Source organism: Candidatus Villigracilis affinis (genome assembly GCF_016705895.1).
GTDB classification, from domain to species: domain Bacteria; phylum Chloroflexota; class Anaerolineae; order Anaerolineales; family Villigracilaceae; genus Villigracilis; species Villigracilis affinis.
This window is the reverse complement of record NZ_JADJKT010000036.1, coordinates 231,685-250,327: the sequence shown is the minus strand read 5'-3', so window position 1 is coordinate 250,327 and position 18,643 is coordinate 231,685. Positions and strand designations below refer to the sequence as shown.

Sequence of the window (18,643 nt, the reverse complement as noted above, 5' to 3'; positions counted from 1 at the left end):
GATTATAACCGCAATATTGGTGGCTGTTTTTGATTGACTCGTACTGGGTACTGTGTTATCTTTGTCGCCGATAGGAAAACGGTAAGTTACGTTGGTTTGAAGAACATCAACAGCTCACGGTTAACCCGTGGGTTGTTTTGTTTTGACCTCCGATGGAACAAACAGATTGACCTAAACAAATTTTTTTAATTGCCAAAGGAGGCAAAAATGTCTGACAGAATAATCGGTACGGTAAAGTGGTTCAATGGTGACAAGGGTTATGGTTTCCTCGCCCGTGAAGGTGGAGCGGACGTGTTCGTCCATTTCTCCGCCATTCAGGGTGATGGTTATCGCAATCTCCAGGAAGGCCAGAAAGTCGAATTCACCGTTGAGAAGGGTCCCAAAGGACCACAGGCGACCAACGTCACCATTCTCGCTTAATACTAAAAAAGAGCCTGATGCGAAAGCGTCAGGCTCTTTTTGATTCCCAGGAACCGGTGAATTGGAATCGCAGAGCACTTATTATTTCAAATGTTTTTTGATATCTTCGCGCAGGTCTATGGCACTACCCAGGACGACGCCGAATATGATCAGGATGAGCGTGGCCCCTGCGCCAGTGTAGGTCGAATATTGTGAGACCCATATATTTGTGAGAATGATCGTGCCAATGACGCCGAAGATCAATGCGTACAGTGGGATCTTTATGATATACGGGGTTTTCTGCCAATCCTCCCGAAGCGAGATGGGCTTTTGCATTCTTTTTTCTTTGATCGAGGAATTTCGTTGGAATTTGCGTTCGCGTTCCAGCGGATCGCGGTCTCTAAGCTGCTTTTCCCGCAGCCGCTTGAGTCTTTCGGTCTCTGATTCGGGCATGACGAACTCCTTTCACTTGTTTCCGTGAAGACACTTCCAAATAGAGGTAACTGCATTATAACGAAAACCCGCCTCAAGTGAGGCGGGTTTTCGTATACTAATTTACTTTCTCTTCGGTGCCAGGCGATTTCTTCCATAACTCTTTGGGGTGGCGGCGGGGCGCGGCGGGCGGCGGGAGTCTTCTCGGGGAGCGCCTCTTCCTCGGCCAGAGTCAGATTTCGGCGGGGCGGGAGCGGTGTAGTCGAATCCATCGAGGGTTTCGCGTCTGAGCGGACTTCCCATGATGCGTTCGAGAATCCGAATCATGTCGTTATCTTCATGTGTGACGAGTGTGAATGCGTCGCCGGTGCGTTGGGCGCGGCCTGTGCGGCCGATGCGATGGATGTATGCGTCGGCGGTGTCGGGCATGTCGTAGTTGATCACGTGAGAAATGCTTTCAACATCCAACCCGCGCGCGGCGATATCGGTGGCGACCATGATCGGGTGCGTGCCGTCCTTGAAACCTTTAAGCGCGGCTTGGCGCTGTCCCTGTGAACGATCACCATGCAGGCTTGTCACTTTTAATCCTGCTCGTAAAATTTGCTGTGAAACTTTTTGTGCGCGATATTTTGTGCGGGTGAAGATCAAAACAGAATCTGTATCGGTGCGCTTGAGCAATTCAAGCAGCAGCGCCGATTTCAAATGCGGCGGCACGGGATACAACGCATGCGTAACAGTGTGCGCGGGCTTGACGATTCCCATCGCGATCTTTTGCGGCTGCTTGAGCGCCTGCTGTGCGAGCAATTCCACATCAGCGGGGAAGGTGGCCGAGAACATCATCGTCTGGCGTTTTTCAGGCACGGCTTTTACAATGCGGCGCACGTCGGGCAGAAAACCCATGTCGAACATTCTGTCAGCTTCATCGAGCACGAGGACTTCGATGTTGCCCATTTTTGCGTGGCCTTGTGCGATCAGATCCAGCAGACGGCCCGGGCAGGCGACGAGGATTTCCGCGCCGTTGCGCAATGCCTGGACTTGTGGATGCGCTCCAACGCCCCCGTAGATGGTTACGCTGCGCAGCTTGGTCCCAGCTGATAGAACGCGGATGACATCGTGAATTTGTTCAGCGAGTTCGCGTGTGGGGGTAACGATCAGTGCGCGCGGCACGCCGCGTGGACCAGTCAGCAGTTTGTTCAAAATGGGGAGGACGAATGCGGCGGTCTTGCCTGTGCCTGTCTGTGCGGTGCCGATGATATCGCGCCCGCGTGACGCGGCAGGGATGGCCGCTTCCTGGATCGGTGTTGCGGTGTCGTACCCCGCTTTTTTGATGCCCACCATCAGGCGGGAATCCAGATTAAATTGTTCGAAGTTCAAAATATTCCTTTTCTTCAGAAGTCTATCAATGTTGGGGAAAAAACAGCGCGGACTGCTGATATAAGTGAGTCAGCGGATTTGTAAATCAGGGACTCGATAAATGGATTGTGAAGGGATTATAGCACTGAAAAGAACATATATTCGTTGTGCGAGAGTATATGTCGCGTTTGTAACGTGACAGAAAGCATTAAGCCAGAAACAACACCGCCACCCCGACGATTGCGAGCAAAGTCCCTGCGATGGCCTGCCAGCCAACCTTTTCTTTAAAGAAGAAGTAACTGATCGGGAGCACAATCACAGGTGGAAGTGCCATTAACGTGCTGGCAACCCCAATTTCGGCATGCTGCACCGCTAGCAGGGAAGCGGATACGCCCAGCACAGGCCCTACCAACGCGCCGAGCGCAAGCAGACCGAGAGATTTTGGTTGCTGGCGAATCGTTGTGATCGTTGCGCCTGCCTGCCCTTCAACCATCGCCCAAATCCAGACGAAAATTGCAGCGGCCAACATACGGATGGCATTCGCTTGAAATGGAGAGAAATTCTCAGCCATCGCCTGCTTGGAGAGGACAAGCCCCACGGCTTGCCCAAGCCCGGCCAGCACCCCAAAGAGCACGCCGCGGCGTGTTTGTCCGTGCGGAGTGTCGGCAGGCTCTTCGTGTGACATCACCACCCATCCAATTCCCGAAAGCGCGAGGGCGATTCCGAGGATCTGCACGACGGTAAGCGTTTCGCCGAAGAATGCCCAGGCAATGATCGAGCCGAAGATGGGGGCGAGGCTTAATAACAAACTGCCAAGGCGCGGACCAACTGAGACAAACGATTGAAACAGAAATGCATCACCCAGCGAAAGCCCTATAACTCCCGAAAGACTCAGCCATATCCAACGGGAAGAATCTGCTGAAAATGGGAATGGTTCGCGGAAAAGAATCAGGTTCAAGATGATGAGGTAGATCAACGCAAATAAAAGCCGCATGCGGTTGGTGACCTGCGAACCGATCATGCGGCCCGTTTTTGTAAAGATGAGTGCGGTCATCGCGAAGAAGAAAGATGTCGCAAGTCCTGCGACTTCACCGATAAAATTCATGGGTATTCCTTTTGTTTTTTTAAATTGGTTTTTGGAAAAGCCGCTTTCTCTATCTACAAAGATATCAAGCAGGCGTTTGAGTTTCGGCGGTATTTTTCAACTCTGCTCTCGTTAGCAAAATAACGGCGACCAGAATCAACCCGCCGCCGAGCATGACAATGGGCAGGAGCTTGTCGCCAAACAGCCACGCGGCCAGCAGCACAGTGACGATGGGTTCGAGTGTGGAGAGCATGGCGGCGTTGGTCGGGCCGATGCGTTCAAGCCCTGCGAGAAATGTGACCACGGGGATGATCGTGGAAACGATAATGATTCCCAGCATGGCAAGCCAGCCTGAATTGGTCGCAGGGAAATGCGCGCCGTTGACCAGAGTCAGCAGCCCATACACAGCGCCTGCCGAAGCAAAAATCACTGTGGATGATTGCACCGCAGTGACATGCTTCATCACATTCGTGCCGACGATGATGTAAATCGAATAAATGATCGCGGCTGTGATGGCCATGAGTGCGCCGATCAACTGTCCGCTGACGGGGCCGACGGTGAGCGCCGTGCCAAAGAGCGCAAGCAGGAGCGCGATGATCTTGATCCGCGTGATCTTTTCGTGCAGGAAAATGGTGGAGAGAATCGCAACGAAGAAAGGATATAGATAGAGAAGCAAAGCTACCAAACCAGCCGAGGCATAATTGATCGCGGTGAGATACATGAAAGATTGGCCCACATATCCCAGCGCACCCATGCCGATCAGTTGGGCGAGAATCCGTCCGCGTGGAAAATGCTCCTTGCGCAGAAGCAGGATCACGGTCATGAAAGAAGCGGAAATTCCAAATCGTAAAAAGAGGACAGTGTAGATATTCATGCCGTCGTTGTAGGCGTATCGGCCAAAGATGGCAAGCGTTCCAAACGATGCGGCAGAGATGGCGATGAGGATGATGCCGATGAGTCTTCTCATAACGGGCAACTATATCACAGGCAAAAATAAATCTCCCGTGCAGGGAGATTTATGCTGACGTTAAAATTGAAAGTGTTTCTCTTTGCCTGTGCGAGAAACCATCCCAAATTTCCTGCGGATAAATGATCTGGTTTGTGCCCGGCAGTTGTTCCATGGCAAGGCCTGTGTTCAAGTCAATGCCGATGCTTTGGTAGGCTTTGTAGGCAAGTTGGCTGCAATAAAAAGCATCTTCGGTCTCGGGGTTTAGGAAGTTGAGATTGTACGGTTTGCCAACTTGCGCAAGAATGTAATTTACGACAGCCTTACGCAGGGTTATCTCTTCTTCTTCAGGTACGCCCAGCGTATCAAGCGGCGAAACGATTCCATAAAACGTGTCGAATAAAAGTCCGCGCTGGCGGGCCATGCGTTCAGTATCCCAATTGCCGTGCGGCACATTGAATGTGATCACGCCGCGCGCGCCTGCTTCGGCACAGCGCCCATCAGGTCCAAGATAAATGGCAACATGATCCACATCGCCCGGCACGAGCCGCCCGACAAGCCGCCAAAATTCACCCGGCAGAATATTGGGCTTGCCATTCATCGTGCAGATGATGTCGCCTGTTTGTAAAGCCAATCCGTTGATCTGGTAAGTGTGTATCATTTTCCGTATTCATTATACGGATATTTCCCCCAAACGTTTCAGCCGTTCATCTTAAAAACGAACGCAGAAATTCACGGATCTGATTCGCGGTCTGCTCCCATTTGGGCTGTGCCAGATAACGACGACGCGCCGCCAGACTCATTTGGATGAGGAGATCGCGCCTCTCATTCATAATCTGTAATTTGGTTGCCAGCGAGTGAGAGTCTCCTGGCTGGATCAGAAACCCCGTCACCCCATCTTCGATGACCTCGCCCGCGGCTCCCAGCGTTGTTCCGATGGCGGGCAAACCAAATCCCATCCCTTCGAGATAGACAATGCCGAAGCCTTCATAGCTGGAAGGGACGACGAGAATATGGGCGGCTTTGAGTTTCTCAATGAGCGGCTGGTTGTTGAGAGCGCCATGAAGAAAGACGAAAGAAGAAAGATGATTGTCTGCGATGAAGCTTTGTATCTGTTTAGTGTATTCGGGTTCGGCTGATGGTGAACCAACGACATCCACAACGACTTTCGATTTTAGGTCTTTGGCTGCTTCCAATAATGTATGCAGCCCTTTTCTCCCCATCACATTTCCGAGGAAGAGAATATGCAATTCTTTCTTCTTACTCCTTTCTTTTATTTCCTCTTCCGAAATCGCCTCCCCAAACCGATCCGTCGGCGGATAGGCAACTACATCAGGTTTTCCACTCCCTATTAAACCATTCACCACTCCCTTTGTAGTTCTTGAATTGAAGATAAACCCGTCTACGCTTTGCAAATATTTTTTTTCGATGGGACGATAGAAATCATTTTGCCACTTTGGGCGCAATTCCGAACAGCGCAGGTGGTGGACGAGACTGATGACAGGGTAGGGGTGTTTTCCGCGATTCGCGCCGATGAGTGAGGGATGATTGAGTTCATCTTGAATCAAAATATCGAGATTCGGTGGCAGCTTGAATGTGAAGTTATCCGTCAGGTGCGCGGCGTAATTCCGCCACGGCAGGGAAATGATCTCCACTGTGTCTCCCTGCGCGCGTAAATGCTCCACCAACATGCGGTCGTACATATATCCGCCGCTGAGTGTGTCGATTGAACCGTAGATGACGAGTCCGATTTTCATATTTTATAGAGTTTGAAGGTTGGAAGGTTGAAACCTGTAAACTTGTAAACCTGCTAACCTTTCAACCTGTCCACGGAAAAAGCCGCCCATGCATTCTCATGTTCCCACAAGACCACTTTGAGTTTGGAAATGTTCTTCGCTTGGATGCGCTCGTTCAAGGTCTCTGCCAGAATGCGCGAAAAATGTTCAATAGATGGATTCAAACCTGCAAACTCAGGCTTCTCATTCAGCATCTGCTCTTTGTAATAACCCACCACATCGTCGAGATGCTTTTCCACATCCACAATGTCCACGAGGTAGCCGTGCTGGTCGAGCTCGCTGCCTTTGATCTGCAATTCGAGAATGTAATGATGCGAGTTCGGGAAGTTCTCAGGCCCCCAATCTCCCCCGATCAAAAAGTGACGTGCAATGAATTCCCGTCGGACTCCAAGCGTGTACATGTTGTTCTCCTGTGTTAAGTGTCAGGTGTCAAGTTCCAGGTTTCAGGTTGATCGCCTGCATGATCAAAAATCCGTTCTTTCGTTCAATGGGCATGGCAAAGTCGAAGGCGTTGATGCGTGTGCAAAATTCAAGGTCAGATCTCGGGAATTGCGGGTGATCGTTCATGTGCTGAAAGGCATCTCGTGATTGCACCACACGGCGGATGAGATCCTCCGTATCAACCGTCTGACCTGTGAGCTGCTTCTCCAGAAATTCGGCACAGGCCAAATCCTCGGCATTATCCGCTCCACCTGTGACAACGAAGGTGACCTCTTCAGGATGCAATCGCAGAACATGATCCATCGTTGCCTGCGCTACGACAAAACTGGTGGCGAACATTACCTCCGCATGGACGCTGCGCACCGCCCCTTGTGTACCTGCGCCTGTGCGCTGGATTAAGGTAATTCCCTTCAAGTCATGTTCAAGGATACGGGTGGGGGAGTTGCCAAAATCAAAACCTGCGGGTGGAAGTCCGCCTACTTCGCCCATCGCCTTTGCATTTGGAATTTTGGATTTCAATTCCAGTGCCTCTTCCACCGTACTGACCAGCCGAATCTCTTTTGCTCCGCGTGAAAATGCATACGCCGCTGTGGAGAATGCCCGCAGTACATCAATGACAAGAACGATGCCCGTGGCGGTGTGGCAGGTTTCGAGGGTGGTGTAGTTAAATCTCATTTTGAGTAATCAAACACAACTTGAATCGTGTTTTGCGGGTTTTCATCCAGCAGTTGATAGGCTCTGGCTGCCTCTTCTATTGAAAAGCGGTGTGTGATCCATTTTTCAGGTTGGATGCGGCCCAATGCCTTCCACGCCACATCGAAGCGGCGGGACTTATCCCATCTCCCACTCAACTCTGGTGAGATCGTGCTGACTTGCGACGAGATCAATTTGATACGCGAGTGATGAAACGAGCCGCCGAGATCGATTTCCCCGCGTTTTTGCCCATACCAAGAGCCAATGACAATTCGTCCGCTGAAGGTGGTCAGCTCAATCGCGTCATTCAAGGCAGAAGGGGAGCCGCTCAATTCCAAAGTCAAATCGAACTTGTTTTGCGTATAGGCAAAAGAATCGGCGCGAAAGGTTTTGAGGCCTGAGTCCAGAGAATGTACACCTTTGATTTGCATCGCGGCCTTGCGGCGTAGTTCATAAAAATCGGCGGTGATCAAGGTGTCCAGTGGGAATTCATTTAATAAAGAAGAGGTCAACAAGCCGATTACCCCCTGGCCGAGCACCAAAACGCGCTCGCCCAAAATGGGTGCAGCATCCTGCACCAGATTTACTGCGGTTTCCATATTGGGTAGGAAGCAGGCATTTTCGGGTGTTAGGGAATCAGGAATGGGAATTAATGATGAAGGATGAAGGATGAAGGATGAAGCGTGTGGGTGAAAAGCAAAAACGAGTTTGCCTTCCCATTCCCGATTCACCTCTTTTCCTATTTCCTTTACTTTCCCTACTGAGGCATATCCATACGCTAGCGGATAATTCAAGTTGCTGCTCACCGCATCGTGAGAATCGGCCAAATGCGGAAATTGTCCGCGGTAGACCAGCATCTCTGTCCCTGCGCTGACGGCAGAGCAAATGGTTTCCACGAGGACTTCATTATCTTTCAGTGGGGGAATGGATGTTTCCTGGACTTCGACTTTCTTTGGGGCGGTGAAGAAAAGCGTTCGCGCTGTTGGCATGGTCAGAGTTTAACATAAAAATGACAGCCACTTCGTGAGGAGAATGGCTGTCATTTTAGGCTTTCGTTTACTTTCCTGGGACGGGTTTGGTCAGGTAGCTGGGCAAATCACGGCGGAACTCGTACTTTTCCATGATCTCTTCAATAACGGGTTTTTGTTTGGGTGTTACTTCCTTGAATTCAAACCCGACATTGAAGTACTCCGGGCTGATATCCTGCTGACACCACGCCACACGCACAGGGATGGTGATGCGCTGCATTTTGACATTTGGTAGCTCGGGCAGCTCAATGGCCAGTGTAAGTTCTGTATTTTCAACAATGGCCTTTTCGCCAATCACCATGGCCCCGTGAAGATTCAAGTCACCCAGATAGCCGAGCAGGTGCCCGCCGTTCAGGTCGAAGACCTGTGTGTAGGCCATCAAATTCTTTCGTTGTTGTTTGCGTCTTTCCTGCATTGCACCTCTTACTCGAGCAGGCCGAAATCTGGTTACGATCGTTACACCTGCTTATTATATTGTTTAATTCTACAGTACAACATATCAAGATTCATTGCGATTTTGTGGTAAAACTGGCGGATGCGCACCATATACATCTCCCCTCATTTGGATGATACCGTACTTTCTGCTGGCGGCCTGATCTACGATCAGGTACAGGCAGGCATGGATGTGGAAATCTGGACGATTTTTTGCGGCTTCCCACCTGCCAATCAGCTTTCTCCATTTGCCCAGATCGTTCATGAAAAGTGGGGGATCATGGATACAGACGAACTGGTCAAAGCACGTCGTGCCGAAGATACCCATGCTGCCGGCATCCTTGGTGCAAAGGTTGTCCACTTTGACTTTTTGGACTGCATTTACAGGCGCGACAAAAACGGAGACTGGACTTATACGGATGTATTCATTCCGCCGCATGAAGATGACGACGGCTTGCCTGCCCAGATTGCAGAAGCCATCTCCGCCCGCCTCAACCCTGACGATGAACTGGTCTGCCAACTCGCGCTGGGTGCCCACCTTGACCATACCCTCGTGCGTCGCGGCGTGGAATTGCTCGGCCGCCCTCTGACCTATGATGTGGATATCCCGTACCTGTTCAATTTCCCTGAGGATTTTGCGCTGAAAACTGCCGAGATGAAGGAAAACACCCAAAGAATAACCGAAGCAGGCCTACGGTTATGGGGAGATGCGATCCTTGCATACACCTCTCAATTCGGCACTTTGTTCGACAGTCCAGAAGAAATGCGGGAGAAAATCCACCAATATTGGTCACAAAAGAACGGAATCGGCTTTTGGAAATTTGCATAGACAAACCTTTGTAATGCTTTTGGGGCTTGTATCTGATTTTAATTTATGATATAGTATTGTCGACTTTCCGGACCATACCACCGGAAATTTTTAATCACTTGCATCCCTTTCTTGGGGTGCAAAATTCTATATAGCAGGACATATCATGCCAACAACCAATTTCCTTACCAAAGAGGGCTTTCAGAAGCTTCAAGAGGAACTGGATCATTTGCGCACAGTGAAACGACAGGAAGTAGCCGATCGCTTGCACGAGGCTATGGAAGGCGGGGAACTGATCGAAAATGCCGAATACGAGGCGGCCAAGAACGAACAGGCTTTTGTGGAAGGCCGTATTCAGGAACTTGAAATCTTGCTTGCCACCGCCAACATTATCGAAGAATCCAATGGCAAGGCCAAGAAGAATGATGTAATTCATGTCGGCTCAAAGGTGACCATTAAAGAAGGTAACTTTGAGGCCGAGACCTTTACCATTGTCGGCGCCGCAGAGGCCAACCCGCGCGATGGCAAGATCTCGAACGAATCGCCGATCGGTAAGGCGATTTTGAATCACAAGCTGGGTGATGTTGTGAAAGTGGAAACCCCAGGTGGTACCTACAACGTGAAGATCATCAAGGTCGGTTAAACAGGACGCGCAAAGATTACTTGCCCCGCGTCCAATTTGCGTTGGAGGCGGGGCTTTTTATTTTGACCCAATCCTTTCTTTCTGTGAGAAGAAAGAAAAAGAAAGAAGATACGATCATGGCAGAATACACATCTCTGGAAAAAATCCGTCTGCAAAAAATTGAAGAGCTTCGCGCGGAGGGAATCGATCCCTATCCCACGCGCGCCGAGCGCACCCATACCAGTGCGCAGGTCATTGCCGAATTTGAAGCTGCCGAGAAGGGAGCCGCGCCCGATTCAACCCCGGAGGTAAAGGCCACGCTGGTTGGTCGTATCCGCGCCAATCGTGGGATGGGCAAGGTCTCTTTTGTTCATATTGAAGATGGCAGCGCGAAGATCCAGTTGTTCTTCCGCAGCAATGAGCTTGGCAAGGAACGCCTGGAATTGCTCAACAAGATGTTCGACTTGGGCGATTTTATTCAGGCTTCTGGTGTCATGTTCCGTACAAAAACAGGGGAGATCTCGCTGCATGTCCATGACTTCAAGCTGCTCGCCAAATCGGTGACACCCCTGCCCGCTGACAAGGATGTGACTCAGGAAGATGGCACGGTAACCCGTTACGCCGCCTTGGAATCACCTGAATTACGCGCCCGTCAACGATATGCGGATCTCGCCGTCAACCCCGATGTGCGCGAGAATTTCCGCAAGCGTGCCACACTCATCAAAGCCCTGCGGACCTTCCTCGATGATCATGATTTTCTCGAAGTGGAAACGCCGATTCTTCAGCCTTTGTATGGAGGTGCGGCAGCGCGGCCATTTACAACCCATCATAACGAGCTTGAGCAGGATATGTACCTGCGTATTTCGTTCGAATTGTATTTGAAACGATTGCTTGTCGGCAATTTGGAACGTGTGTATGAGATCGGCCGTGACTTCCGCAACGAAGGCGTATCTTTCAAACATAATCCCGAGTTCACCCAGCTTGAGTTTTACTGGGCTTACGCCGATTATTTGCAGGTGATGGAATTGACCGAGCAAATGGTGGCCTATGCCGCCGAGCAGGTGACCGGTTCCACAAAAGTCAAATTTGGCGAGCATGAATTGGAATTCAAGCCGCCTTGGAATCGAGTGGAAATGCGTACAGGTATTCTCGAGACCAGTGGCATCGATATTGCTGAGCACAAGACTGCTGAAGATCTTTTCAAAGCCATTAGAGCCAAACACCCGAACAAGACGCCCGATCCAAAATCGGCGCGCGGCAAGATGATCGATTTCCTGCTGGGTGAGTTCCTTGAGCCGACCTTGATTCAGCCGACTTTCCTCTATAACTATCCGCGCGATATTTCTCCGCTGGCGAAATCCATCCCGGGTGATCCGTTGACAGTGGAGCGTTTTGAAGGCTATGCGGCTGGATTCGAATTGTGCAACGCCTTCACCGAATTGAATGACCCGCTCGATCAGGAGCAACGCTTCATTGAGATGGGACGCGACTACACCGATGATGAGGAAGAGAAGCATCCGCTGGACGAGGACTATTTGCGTGCCATGCGTTACGGCATGCCGCCCAATGGCGGTTTCGGCATGGGCGTGGATCGCCTTGCCATGCTGTTGACAGATAAGCACTCGATCCGTGAGGTGTTGCTGTTCCCTGCTCTTCGCAAGGAAGAGTGAGGTTCCTGTGTATTCCATTCCTCCAGAGAAGAAACAGCAGATTAAGCAAATTGCTCAAAGCGGCAAGATGATCGAGGCGATCAAGGAATATCGCCTCCTGACCAATGCAAGTTTGAAGGATGCCAAGGGTGCTGTGGAAGCGCTCATGCGCGGAGATTACGTGGATGGCCCTGCGCCTGCCAGTCCAGTCGGCGGGGTCATCTCAGGAACGCCAAATCCTAGATCTAATGTCACAAGGCAGGGAGATCGACGCAATTAAACTCTATCGCAGTTGGACCAGCGCCGGATTGAAAGAGGCGAAGAATGCGGTCGAGGCAATGGCACGGGGAGAGTCGGTTCATATCCCTGTGCCAGCTCCCAGTTTGGCAGATGATTCGATGGACGGTCAGATTCGTGCCTTGCTGGCAAAAAAACAAAAAATCGAAGCCATCAAAATATATCGCCTCGCCACCAACCTTGGCTTGAAGGAAGCCAAAGACTACGTGGAATCCATCGAGGCGCAGATGTTGCCGCAACCACCCGCAAAATCATCCCCCATGAATATCCCCATCAGTAACGATCCGTTCGAGGAAGAGAATACCCGTACCCGCCGTTTAATCATGCTGGCCTTGTTTTTGATCCTGATGGCTGCGATCTTCCTGTTTTTGCGGTATGGTTTTTAGACTGGAAAAATTTTCAATGAAAAAGAACATCGTTTTTCTGGCCATTGGCGACTTGCTGGCCATTGCCATTCTCACCTTCATCGGCTTTGCCACACATGGCGAAGCCGATGTTTCCTTTCTGCCGCGTATGAGCGCAGCATTTTTCCCTGTGCTGGTCAGTTGGTTTTTGCTTGCGCCGTGGTTTGGTTTATTTGATGAGCAGGTAATCTCCAGCCCCAAGTCATTGTGGCGAATTCTCCCTGCCATGCTGGCTGTTGCCCCGCTGGCTGTGATCCTGCGTGCGGCTATTTTGAATTCGGCCGCGCTTCCGATTTTTACGCTCGTTCTCGGCAGTACCAATGCATTTGGCATGCTGATATGGCGTGCCATTTATCTCTTTGTGATACAACGAAACGCACACTAATTCAACAAATCAGCGAGTCAGCGATTCACGGGTAAAATAAACTTATGGACGAACCAGCCCTTATTCAGACCGCACAAAATGGGGATCTTGATTCCTTCAACACCTTGATCCTTCATTATCAAGACCGCGTTTATAACACCGCCCTCCGCATCCTTGGCGATGAAGACCAGGCTGCCGATGCGGCGCAGGAAGCCTTCATCTCCGCGTTTCGGAGTATCAACTCGTTTCGTGGCGGCTCATTTAAAGCGTGGCTCATGCGCACGGTAACCAATGCCTGTTACGACGAACTGCGCCGCCAAAAACGCCGTCCCACAACCCCTCTAGAACCAGATACCGCCGATGGCGAGGAGATGGACTCTCCACGCTGGCTGGCCGACCCCAACATGACCCCCGCCGAAAAATCGGAAGCGGATGAACTCGAGCATGCCATTCAACATTGCCTCGATGCACTTCCCGCCGAATTCCGCACGGTGGTTGTGATGGCGGACCTTCAGGGCCTCGACTATACAGAAGTGGCAACTGCTGTTCACGTCCCGCTTGGCACCATCAAGAGTCGGCTTGCGCGTGCGCGATTGCGGTTGCGCGAGTGTTTGCGCAGCTTTGAGGAACTTTTGCCTTCTTCATTTCGTCTGGAAGAGGAAAGCAGATTATGAAAAATTTTCGCGATATTGAACAACTCTCTTCCTATTTAGATGGACAGCTCAATCCATCTGATTCTGCGCGCATTGAGTCTCGCATCTCATCTGACCCGGAGCTTGCCTCTGTTTACAATGACCTGCGCGCTGCCCGGGGCATTCTCAGAAAACTGCCTGCGCGCAAAGCGCCGCGCAACTTTACATTGACTCGACAGATGGTTGGATTGAAACCGCCGGTGCCGAAGTCATATCCCTTTTTCCGTCTTTCAAGTGCGTTTGCCACGATTTTATTGATGCTTACTTTTGCCGCGAATTATGCCGTTCCGCGCATGACAGTTGCAACAGCCCCTGCTGGTTCGGGTGGCGGCTGCGACCCGTGTGGTTTGGGCGGTGGCGGCGGCCCTGAATCCTTCAATCTGGAGGCTCTGCCTGCCGCAACGGAAGCGCCTGCTGTCGCGGCGGATTCATTCGCTATTACAGAAGCGCCTGCCGCAACAGAAGCACCCGCTCTGGCCGAAGAGCCTGCTACGACCCAGACCCCCGCCTTGGAACCCATGCCCACCATGGATTTGGCCTTTGCGCCCACTGAATTACCGCTCGTCACAGAAGACACACAGCGGATCATTGAGACACCTTCCGCTTCTCCCAAGGAGCCGGTCAGTGAATCAGCACCGCAAGACCAGTTACCGGCGGAGAGCGAAGCGTTTATTTCAGTCGCATGGCAGGTTGGTTTGCTGGTGTTTGGTCTGCTCAGCGGGTTGGTGGCATTTGTGATGAATCGTTCCGCGAAGAAAAAGTGGAGTTAAGCGTTGGCTCGAGATAGCCATATTAAATTCTGCCCGCGTTGCGGGGCGGAGGTTGCACACGAGGAAAAGTTTGGAATGGTGCGCCCGGTCTGCCCGCAGTGCGGGTGGATTTATTTTATCGACCCGAAGGTGGCGGCGGCCATTCTTGTTGAACAGGATGGGCGGGTTCTACTTGTGCGGCGCGTCAACGAACCGTTTCGCGGGCTGTGGACTTTGCCTGCGGGATTTGTGAACGGTGGAGAAGACCCGGCAGAGGCCGCCGCACGCGAGTGCCTTGAAGAGACGGGTTTGTTTGTGCGTGTACTGGGTGTGCTGGATGTGATCGCAGGCCGTGAGCATGAACGCGGCGCGGATTTCATCATCGTTTATCATGCGGAAGTGACCGGCGGGGAGTTGGTTCCTGCGGATGATGCCGATGCGGCTGAGTGGTTTCTGCGAAGTGAATTGCCGCCGCTGGCTTTCAATGCAACTAAAAAAGTTTTGGCGTGATAATAAACGCTCCAAGCGACGGCTTGAGCGGAAAATCTGGATAACAAAAAAGACTTCGGAGTTTTGCTCCGAAGTCTTTTTTGTTTGGGGATGATTTATGGCGCGTTTTGATAGGTGATGTATTCGTAGCTGGATGTCATATTGTTGTCGAAATCCACGGCGTAGAAGCCGATGGAATACTGTCCGTCCACGGGGATATAGGATTCAAACCAGAAACCCTGCTCGCCGTAGGTGAAGACGTCTTCGCTTAGTTCGTAGGAATAGGTGGCAACGTTGTTTTCATCGAAGGTATAGTACTGGACGTAATCACTGAAACGGTCGCCGATCTGCGGGGAGATGGCTACGGCGGTGTCGATGCCGTTGCTGTCTGAATCAGGCAGGGCGTAGATGTTCAAGAGGTTGCCATCCAGATCGAAAGTGAGTTTGGCATCTGTGGCAGATGTTGCGTTCACGGGAGTGTATTGCCCGTACACAGAATAGGTGGTGACCCCGTCGGCACTTTCGTATTCATCGGGCTCGAACAGGGCATAGGCCTGATTCGTCCCGTCTTTGAGGACGAAGAGATAAGGCTCCCAATCGTAGCTGATCTCGATGGGGCTTTCACCATAATCGGGCGCGTTGACACCATCCACGGTGGTCGTGTTCGCGGCACTGACAAACGACATATCAGCCACCCAGGTTACGTTGGCTTCCTGATTATAGAAGTAGAGAATGAAGTAGATGTAAGATACATCGCCAGTGACCGTTGTGGAGAGTGTCAGGGTTTCATCGGCGGAGATCACATTATCCGAAAGCTGGATCGGCGCAATGGTCAATGGGGATGCGCCCGGTGCGGTGATGGTGTTGGTGCGCGGCGGCGTGTAAGCCTGCCCTTCCTGCGGCGCGAAATCCTGCCCGGTGTAATGGAAGGCGAGGAATTCATCCCATGTGGATTGCTCAAGGAATCTGGCAGCGGATTCGGCGTAATAGGGCGGGAAGTCCGAGTTGTATTCCGTGTAGGCGTAAATATCAGAAATGGGGAAGTGGAAGGACATGCCGTTCGAGCCAGACATTCTCTGTCCGTGTTTTTCGGCGACGATGGCAGATGAGATGGCTGCCTTCAACTGCTCGGACGCCTGAAAGACAGCCGGGTCGCCCGTTGCATTGGCAAGGATTTCTGCGAAGTTCCCGAGATCGATAAAGGGTGAGGGAGTATCTTCACCGAAGATGCTGTAATAACTGCGGGTATATTCGCGTGCCTGTGCCACGTAGCGCTGGTCAACGGTTGCCATGACGGAGATGAACTGATTCATGGCGCCGATCACATCCGGGACGCGCGCGCTCTCCACTGCGCTGAGAGTTGTTGCGGCTTCCACTTCGGTGATCTCTGCGCTGGATGATCTTAACGTAAGCAGCGTATCCTGAACGATATAAGTGGAGACGATGGCCTGACTGACTCCGCGCCCGTCCATGGTGGGGTTTTGCGCCAGTTGATTCATCCATGCCGCATAGGACCAGCCTGTGGAGGGGATCACCTCTTCGGAAGCGACCATGTAATTGGAGTACGGGTATAGTGCGCCGTACACTTCGACCATGCCCATCAAGCAGGCATCGAAACCGATGATTTCGAATTTCTGTCCGCCCATTTGCTGTTGAACCAGTTCGATAGCCTGAACGATTTGCGGCATGGAAAGACTCGAGCCCGATTGCAGGTCCGAGAATCCACCGGTCCAGCCGCCGCCGTGGTCAGACATGATGAGCGCATATTTCTTGGCTGGATAATTTTGAATGGTCCAGGTCATGAAATCGACGAGGGTCTGCGGGTTGCCCATATCCACTTCGCCGAGGCTTTCCACCACCTGTGAGTTGATGCGGTTGATGTCCGAATCCTGGGTGACGTACAGGCGGCGCGTATCGGTCCAGTCACCGTCGCCGTCAAATGAGCCTTCGGCGCGGTCGATCTGTACCACGATATTCATCTGCGCATTTGAACCGACGAGCTCCATTTCGTTGATGTCGAACCACAGGTCGCCTTCGAGGATGTCGTCATCCGCATCGGAGTAGTAAATGATCGTCCATTCGGGGAGATTGGATGTGTCTGCGGGAATGATCGGGTCTGTGGATACTGTGGGGTCGGTGACCCCGGTTCCGCTGCTGAAAAGCGAATCCCCGTAAATGTATAGCAAAACGCCCGCACAGCAGACACATGCCACACAGAGGACAACGATTGCGATGATCGCGGGGATGCCAAACTTTGTAGTTGAATTTCCCATGACTCCTCCAGTCACTCATAATAAGAGATTACATTTTGTCTCAGCATAATAGCACGATAGGACAAGGCATTGCAAGAGGACTTTTTGTTTTGCATGACTAAAGTACCTTTTTCCATTTTTTGTTTCTGGTGTATCCTTGCGGGCAAATTTTGAATCAGAGGAGAATAGGAGACGATCATGAAAAATCAGTACCGTACGTTATTCGCGTTTGCCGCCCTGTTATTATTTGTAAGCCTTGCCTGTAATGGCGGCGCAACACCCACTGTTGCAGTATTCCCTACAAGCCAGCCTCTCCCCACAAATCCGCCCCAGTCGAACAATCCCCCTTCCAATAACAACTCCATTGTGCCCCAGCCCCCGGCGTTGAATGAACCGCCGCCTTCGAATGGCAATAGCTCGGAACTTGTCGTTTTCACTGATGAGAACAACCTGCTGACCTTCGAAGTCCCCGGTGACTGGTACTACGAACAAAAGACCTACGAAAATGCCTACATTGACAGCATCACATCACCCGATGGCTCTGCGATCATTGACAGCCTTGTGTATAACGATGGTCAGCCTTTCACGGGAAATGATAATGGCAGGTTCGCTTTGCAGTTGCTGCATCAGTATTACAGCAACACCGGCAAGGAAGGTGACATCAGCATTTCCGCCGATGAGATGCAGCCCGATGGCTCCGAGAAACTCACCTGGACTTCAAAGAGCGGCGGCTACTCCGGCGTATCTTTCTTTGAGCTGCGCGGAGGTGACCGCATGACCTTCCTGATGTTTACCCTGTATTATGCAAATGATGCCGACCAATCAATGCTCGATATCCTTGACCACGCCATTACGAGCTATACAATTCCATAGCCGAAAATATCGGAGCAAATAGATACAAAAAGAGGCTGGAGAAAAATCCAGCCTCTTTTTATTCATGGATTGATGTTTTACTTGGGGACGAACAGGAACATATCCGTCATTTCGCAGCGCGTGCCGTACCCGCTGTTGGTGCCTGAAAGCAGGGTCAAGGCAAAATCACCGTCAGTGCCCTGATCTGCCGACAGGGTATATTCCGTCACTTCGCCATCAACAGATACGTAAGCACTCTTGCCTTTCACGGCCAGCGCAAAATCTGCTTCGGCAGGGTTACTAAAGTTCACGCGCCCCGGACCGCGAGTCTTACCGACTTCATACACATTTGAGCCACGGCTCATGAAGAATGCGATTCGTCCCTTATCGAGGATGACTACGTAGTGATCGTCGCTATCCTGAAGGCCGAACACAACACCACAGCCTGAGAGATCGGGGGTCGAGTTAGAGGATGACCATTTGAAATGGCCCGAAAACACCAGGTCGGAAGCCTGCTTATCGATCGTCCACCATTGATAGTAGTTGAGCTGCGCCCATTCTTCCTTGAAAGGATCGATGGGTGTGATCTCCCCTTCGGTGGTGCTGACATAGCCCTTCTCTACAAAATCCTGCAATAAGGCATCAAATGCGCTGGTATCTATAACCGGGGTGGTGTCTTCAGGGGTGGGGGATGACTCTACCACGGGAGGAGGAACCTCTGTAGGAACCGTTGTCGGAGGAGGGTTGGTGGGGGGCAATGGGGTTGAGGTTGCATCTGATGCGCCAAAATTACAGGCAAGCATGGCGAGTATCAAAGACGAAATGGCAATTACACTTGAAAAATTTTTACTAGTTTTCATG

23 protein-coding genes are annotated in these 18,643 nt (G+C 51.5%); 11 read left to right on the top strand and 12 right to left on the bottom strand.

The features are described 5' to 3' along the window. Nucleotides 1-207 precede the first annotated feature (207 nt). Nucleotides 208-420, top strand: coding sequence for a cold-shock protein (locus IPI86_RS16295; RefSeq protein ID WP_345299072.1), 213 nt, complete (start codon nucleotides 208-210; stop codon nucleotides 418-420). Between the two features lie 81 nt (nucleotides 421-501). Here IPI86_RS16295 and IPI86_RS16290 read toward each other — a convergent pair whose 3' ends face one another. From IPI86_RS16290 to IPI86_RS16245, 10 genes are all read right to left on the bottom strand, one after another. Further along, a complete protein-coding gene (locus tag IPI86_RS16290) occupies nucleotides 502-852 on the bottom strand; it encodes a hypothetical protein (RefSeq protein WP_345299071.1) in 351 nt (116 codons plus the stop codon). A 102-nt stretch (nucleotides 853-954) separates the two neighbouring features. Then, nucleotides 955-2,205, bottom strand: a complete 1,251-nt coding sequence (locus tag IPI86_RS16285) for a DEAD/DEAH box helicase (protein WP_345299070.1) — start codon at nucleotides 2,203-2,205, stop codon at nucleotides 955-957. A gap of 187 nt (nucleotides 2,206-2,392) precedes the next feature. Then, nucleotides 2,393-3,289 carry a DMT family transporter gene (locus IPI86_RS16280; RefSeq protein ID WP_345299069.1) on the bottom strand — a complete coding sequence of 299 codons (897 nt, stop codon included), beginning with the start codon at nucleotides 3,287-3,289 and terminating at the stop codon, nucleotides 2,393-2,395. A gap of 64 nt (nucleotides 3,290-3,353) precedes the next feature. After that, a complete protein-coding gene (locus IPI86_RS16275) occupies nucleotides 3,354-4,235 on the bottom strand; it encodes a DMT family transporter (RefSeq protein WP_345299068.1) in 882 nt (293 codons plus the stop codon). Nucleotides 4,236-4,284: 49 nt separating this feature from the next. Beyond that, nucleotides 4,285-4,875 carry a YiiX/YebB-like N1pC/P60 family cysteine hydrolase gene (locus IPI86_RS16270; RefSeq protein WP_345299067.1) on the bottom strand — a complete coding sequence of 197 codons (591 nt, stop codon included), beginning with the start codon at nucleotides 4,873-4,875 and terminating at the stop codon, nucleotides 4,285-4,287. A gap of 46 nt (nucleotides 4,876-4,921) precedes the next feature. Next, nucleotides 4,922-5,971, bottom strand: coding sequence for a glycosyltransferase family 4 protein (locus tag IPI86_RS16265; protein ID WP_345299066.1), 1,050 nt, complete (start codon nucleotides 5,969-5,971; stop codon nucleotides 4,922-4,924). Between the two features lie 53 nt (nucleotides 5,972-6,024). Further along, on the bottom strand, nucleotides 6,025-6,411 hold the full coding sequence (locus IPI86_RS16260) for a 6-carboxytetrahydropterin synthase (protein ID WP_345299065.1): 387 nt from the start codon (nucleotides 6,409-6,411) through the stop codon (nucleotides 6,025-6,027). A 28-nt stretch (nucleotides 6,412-6,439) separates the two neighbouring features. Further along, nucleotides 6,440-7,126, bottom strand: coding sequence for a 2-phosphosulfolactate phosphatase (locus IPI86_RS16255; protein ID WP_345299064.1), 687 nt, complete (start codon nucleotides 7,124-7,126; stop codon nucleotides 6,440-6,442). Further along, the gene (locus IPI86_RS16250; RefSeq protein WP_345299063.1) at nucleotides 7,123-8,133 is read right to left on the bottom strand and encodes a zinc-binding alcohol dehydrogenase; all 1,011 of its coding nucleotides are present in this window, start codon (nucleotides 8,131-8,133) and stop codon (nucleotides 7,123-7,125) included. The genes IPI86_RS16255 and IPI86_RS16250 overlap by 4 nt, the downstream gene beginning before the upstream one ends. A gap of 67 nt (nucleotides 8,134-8,200) precedes the next feature. Beyond that, nucleotides 8,201-8,587: a PilZ domain-containing protein gene (locus tag IPI86_RS16245; protein WP_345299062.1), complete on the bottom strand. Its 387-nt coding sequence runs from the start codon at nucleotides 8,585-8,587 to the stop codon at nucleotides 8,201-8,203. 120 nt (nucleotides 8,588-8,707) lie between these two features. Between IPI86_RS16245 and IPI86_RS16240 the strand changes: the two genes are divergently transcribed. From IPI86_RS16240 to IPI86_RS16200, 9 genes are all read left to right on the top strand, one after another. Continuing rightward, nucleotides 8,708-9,433: a PIG-L family deacetylase gene (locus IPI86_RS16240; protein WP_345299061.1), complete on the top strand. Its 726-nt coding sequence runs from the start codon at nucleotides 8,708-8,710 to the stop codon at nucleotides 9,431-9,433. 145 nt (nucleotides 9,434-9,578) lie between these two features. Next, entirely contained in the window at nucleotides 9,579-10,055 is a 477-nt protein-coding gene (gene greA, locus IPI86_RS16235; RefSeq protein WP_345299060.1) for a transcription elongation factor GreA, read from the top strand. Nucleotides 10,056-10,117: 62 nt separating this feature from the next. Beyond that, nucleotides 10,118-11,704, top strand: coding sequence for a lysine--tRNA ligase (gene lysS, locus IPI86_RS16230; RefSeq protein ID WP_345299059.1), 1,587 nt, complete (start codon nucleotides 10,118-10,120; stop codon nucleotides 11,702-11,704). Nucleotides 11,705-11,711: 7 nt separating this feature from the next. Continuing rightward, entirely contained in the window at nucleotides 11,712-11,963 is a 252-nt protein-coding gene (locus IPI86_RS16225; RefSeq protein ID WP_345299058.1) for a hypothetical protein, read from the top strand. Beyond that, nucleotides 11,932-12,366, top strand: a complete 435-nt coding sequence (locus IPI86_RS16220) for a ribosomal protein L7/L12 (protein ID WP_345299057.1) — start codon at nucleotides 11,932-11,934, stop codon at nucleotides 12,364-12,366. Before IPI86_RS16225 ends, IPI86_RS16220 begins: the two co-directional genes overlap by 32 nt. A gap of 16 nt (nucleotides 12,367-12,382) precedes the next feature. Then, nucleotides 12,383-12,769: a DUF3054 domain-containing protein gene (locus IPI86_RS16215; RefSeq protein WP_345299056.1), complete on the top strand. Its 387-nt coding sequence runs from the start codon at nucleotides 12,383-12,385 to the stop codon at nucleotides 12,767-12,769. Between the two features lie 44 nt (nucleotides 12,770-12,813). Continuing rightward, nucleotides 12,814-13,422: a sigma-70 family RNA polymerase sigma factor gene (locus tag IPI86_RS16210; RefSeq protein ID WP_345299055.1), complete on the top strand. Its 609-nt coding sequence runs from the start codon at nucleotides 12,814-12,816 to the stop codon at nucleotides 13,420-13,422. Further along, the gene (locus IPI86_RS16205; RefSeq protein ID WP_345299054.1) at nucleotides 13,419-14,210 is read left to right on the top strand and encodes a hypothetical protein; all 792 of its coding nucleotides are present in this window, start codon (nucleotides 13,419-13,421) and stop codon (nucleotides 14,208-14,210) included. Before IPI86_RS16210 ends, IPI86_RS16205 begins: the two co-directional genes overlap by 4 nt. A gap of 75 nt (nucleotides 14,211-14,285) precedes the next feature. After that, nucleotides 14,286-14,699 carry an NUDIX domain-containing protein gene (locus IPI86_RS16200; protein ID WP_345299053.1) on the top strand — a complete coding sequence of 138 codons (414 nt, stop codon included), beginning with the start codon at nucleotides 14,286-14,288 and terminating at the stop codon, nucleotides 14,697-14,699. A 95-nt stretch (nucleotides 14,700-14,794) separates the two neighbouring features. Here IPI86_RS16200 and IPI86_RS16195 read toward each other — a convergent pair whose 3' ends face one another. Beyond that, nucleotides 14,795-16,951 carry a clostripain-related cysteine peptidase gene (locus tag IPI86_RS16195; protein ID WP_345299052.1) on the bottom strand — a complete coding sequence of 719 codons (2,157 nt, stop codon included), beginning with the start codon at nucleotides 16,949-16,951 and terminating at the stop codon, nucleotides 14,795-14,797. A gap of 177 nt (nucleotides 16,952-17,128) precedes the next feature. Between IPI86_RS16195 and IPI86_RS16190 the strand changes: the two genes are divergently transcribed. Next, nucleotides 17,129-17,803, top strand: coding sequence for a hypothetical protein (locus IPI86_RS16190; protein ID WP_345299051.1), 675 nt, complete (start codon nucleotides 17,129-17,131; stop codon nucleotides 17,801-17,803). Nucleotides 17,804-17,880: 77 nt separating this feature from the next. On the opposite strand, the gene IPI86_RS16185 is transcribed toward IPI86_RS16190, so the two are convergent. Further along, the gene (locus tag IPI86_RS16185) at nucleotides 17,881-18,642 is read right to left on the bottom strand and encodes a hypothetical protein (protein ID WP_345299050.1); all 762 of its coding nucleotides are present in this window, start codon (nucleotides 18,640-18,642) and stop codon (nucleotides 17,881-17,883) included. Between the last annotated feature and the right edge of the window lies 1 nt (nucleotide 18,643).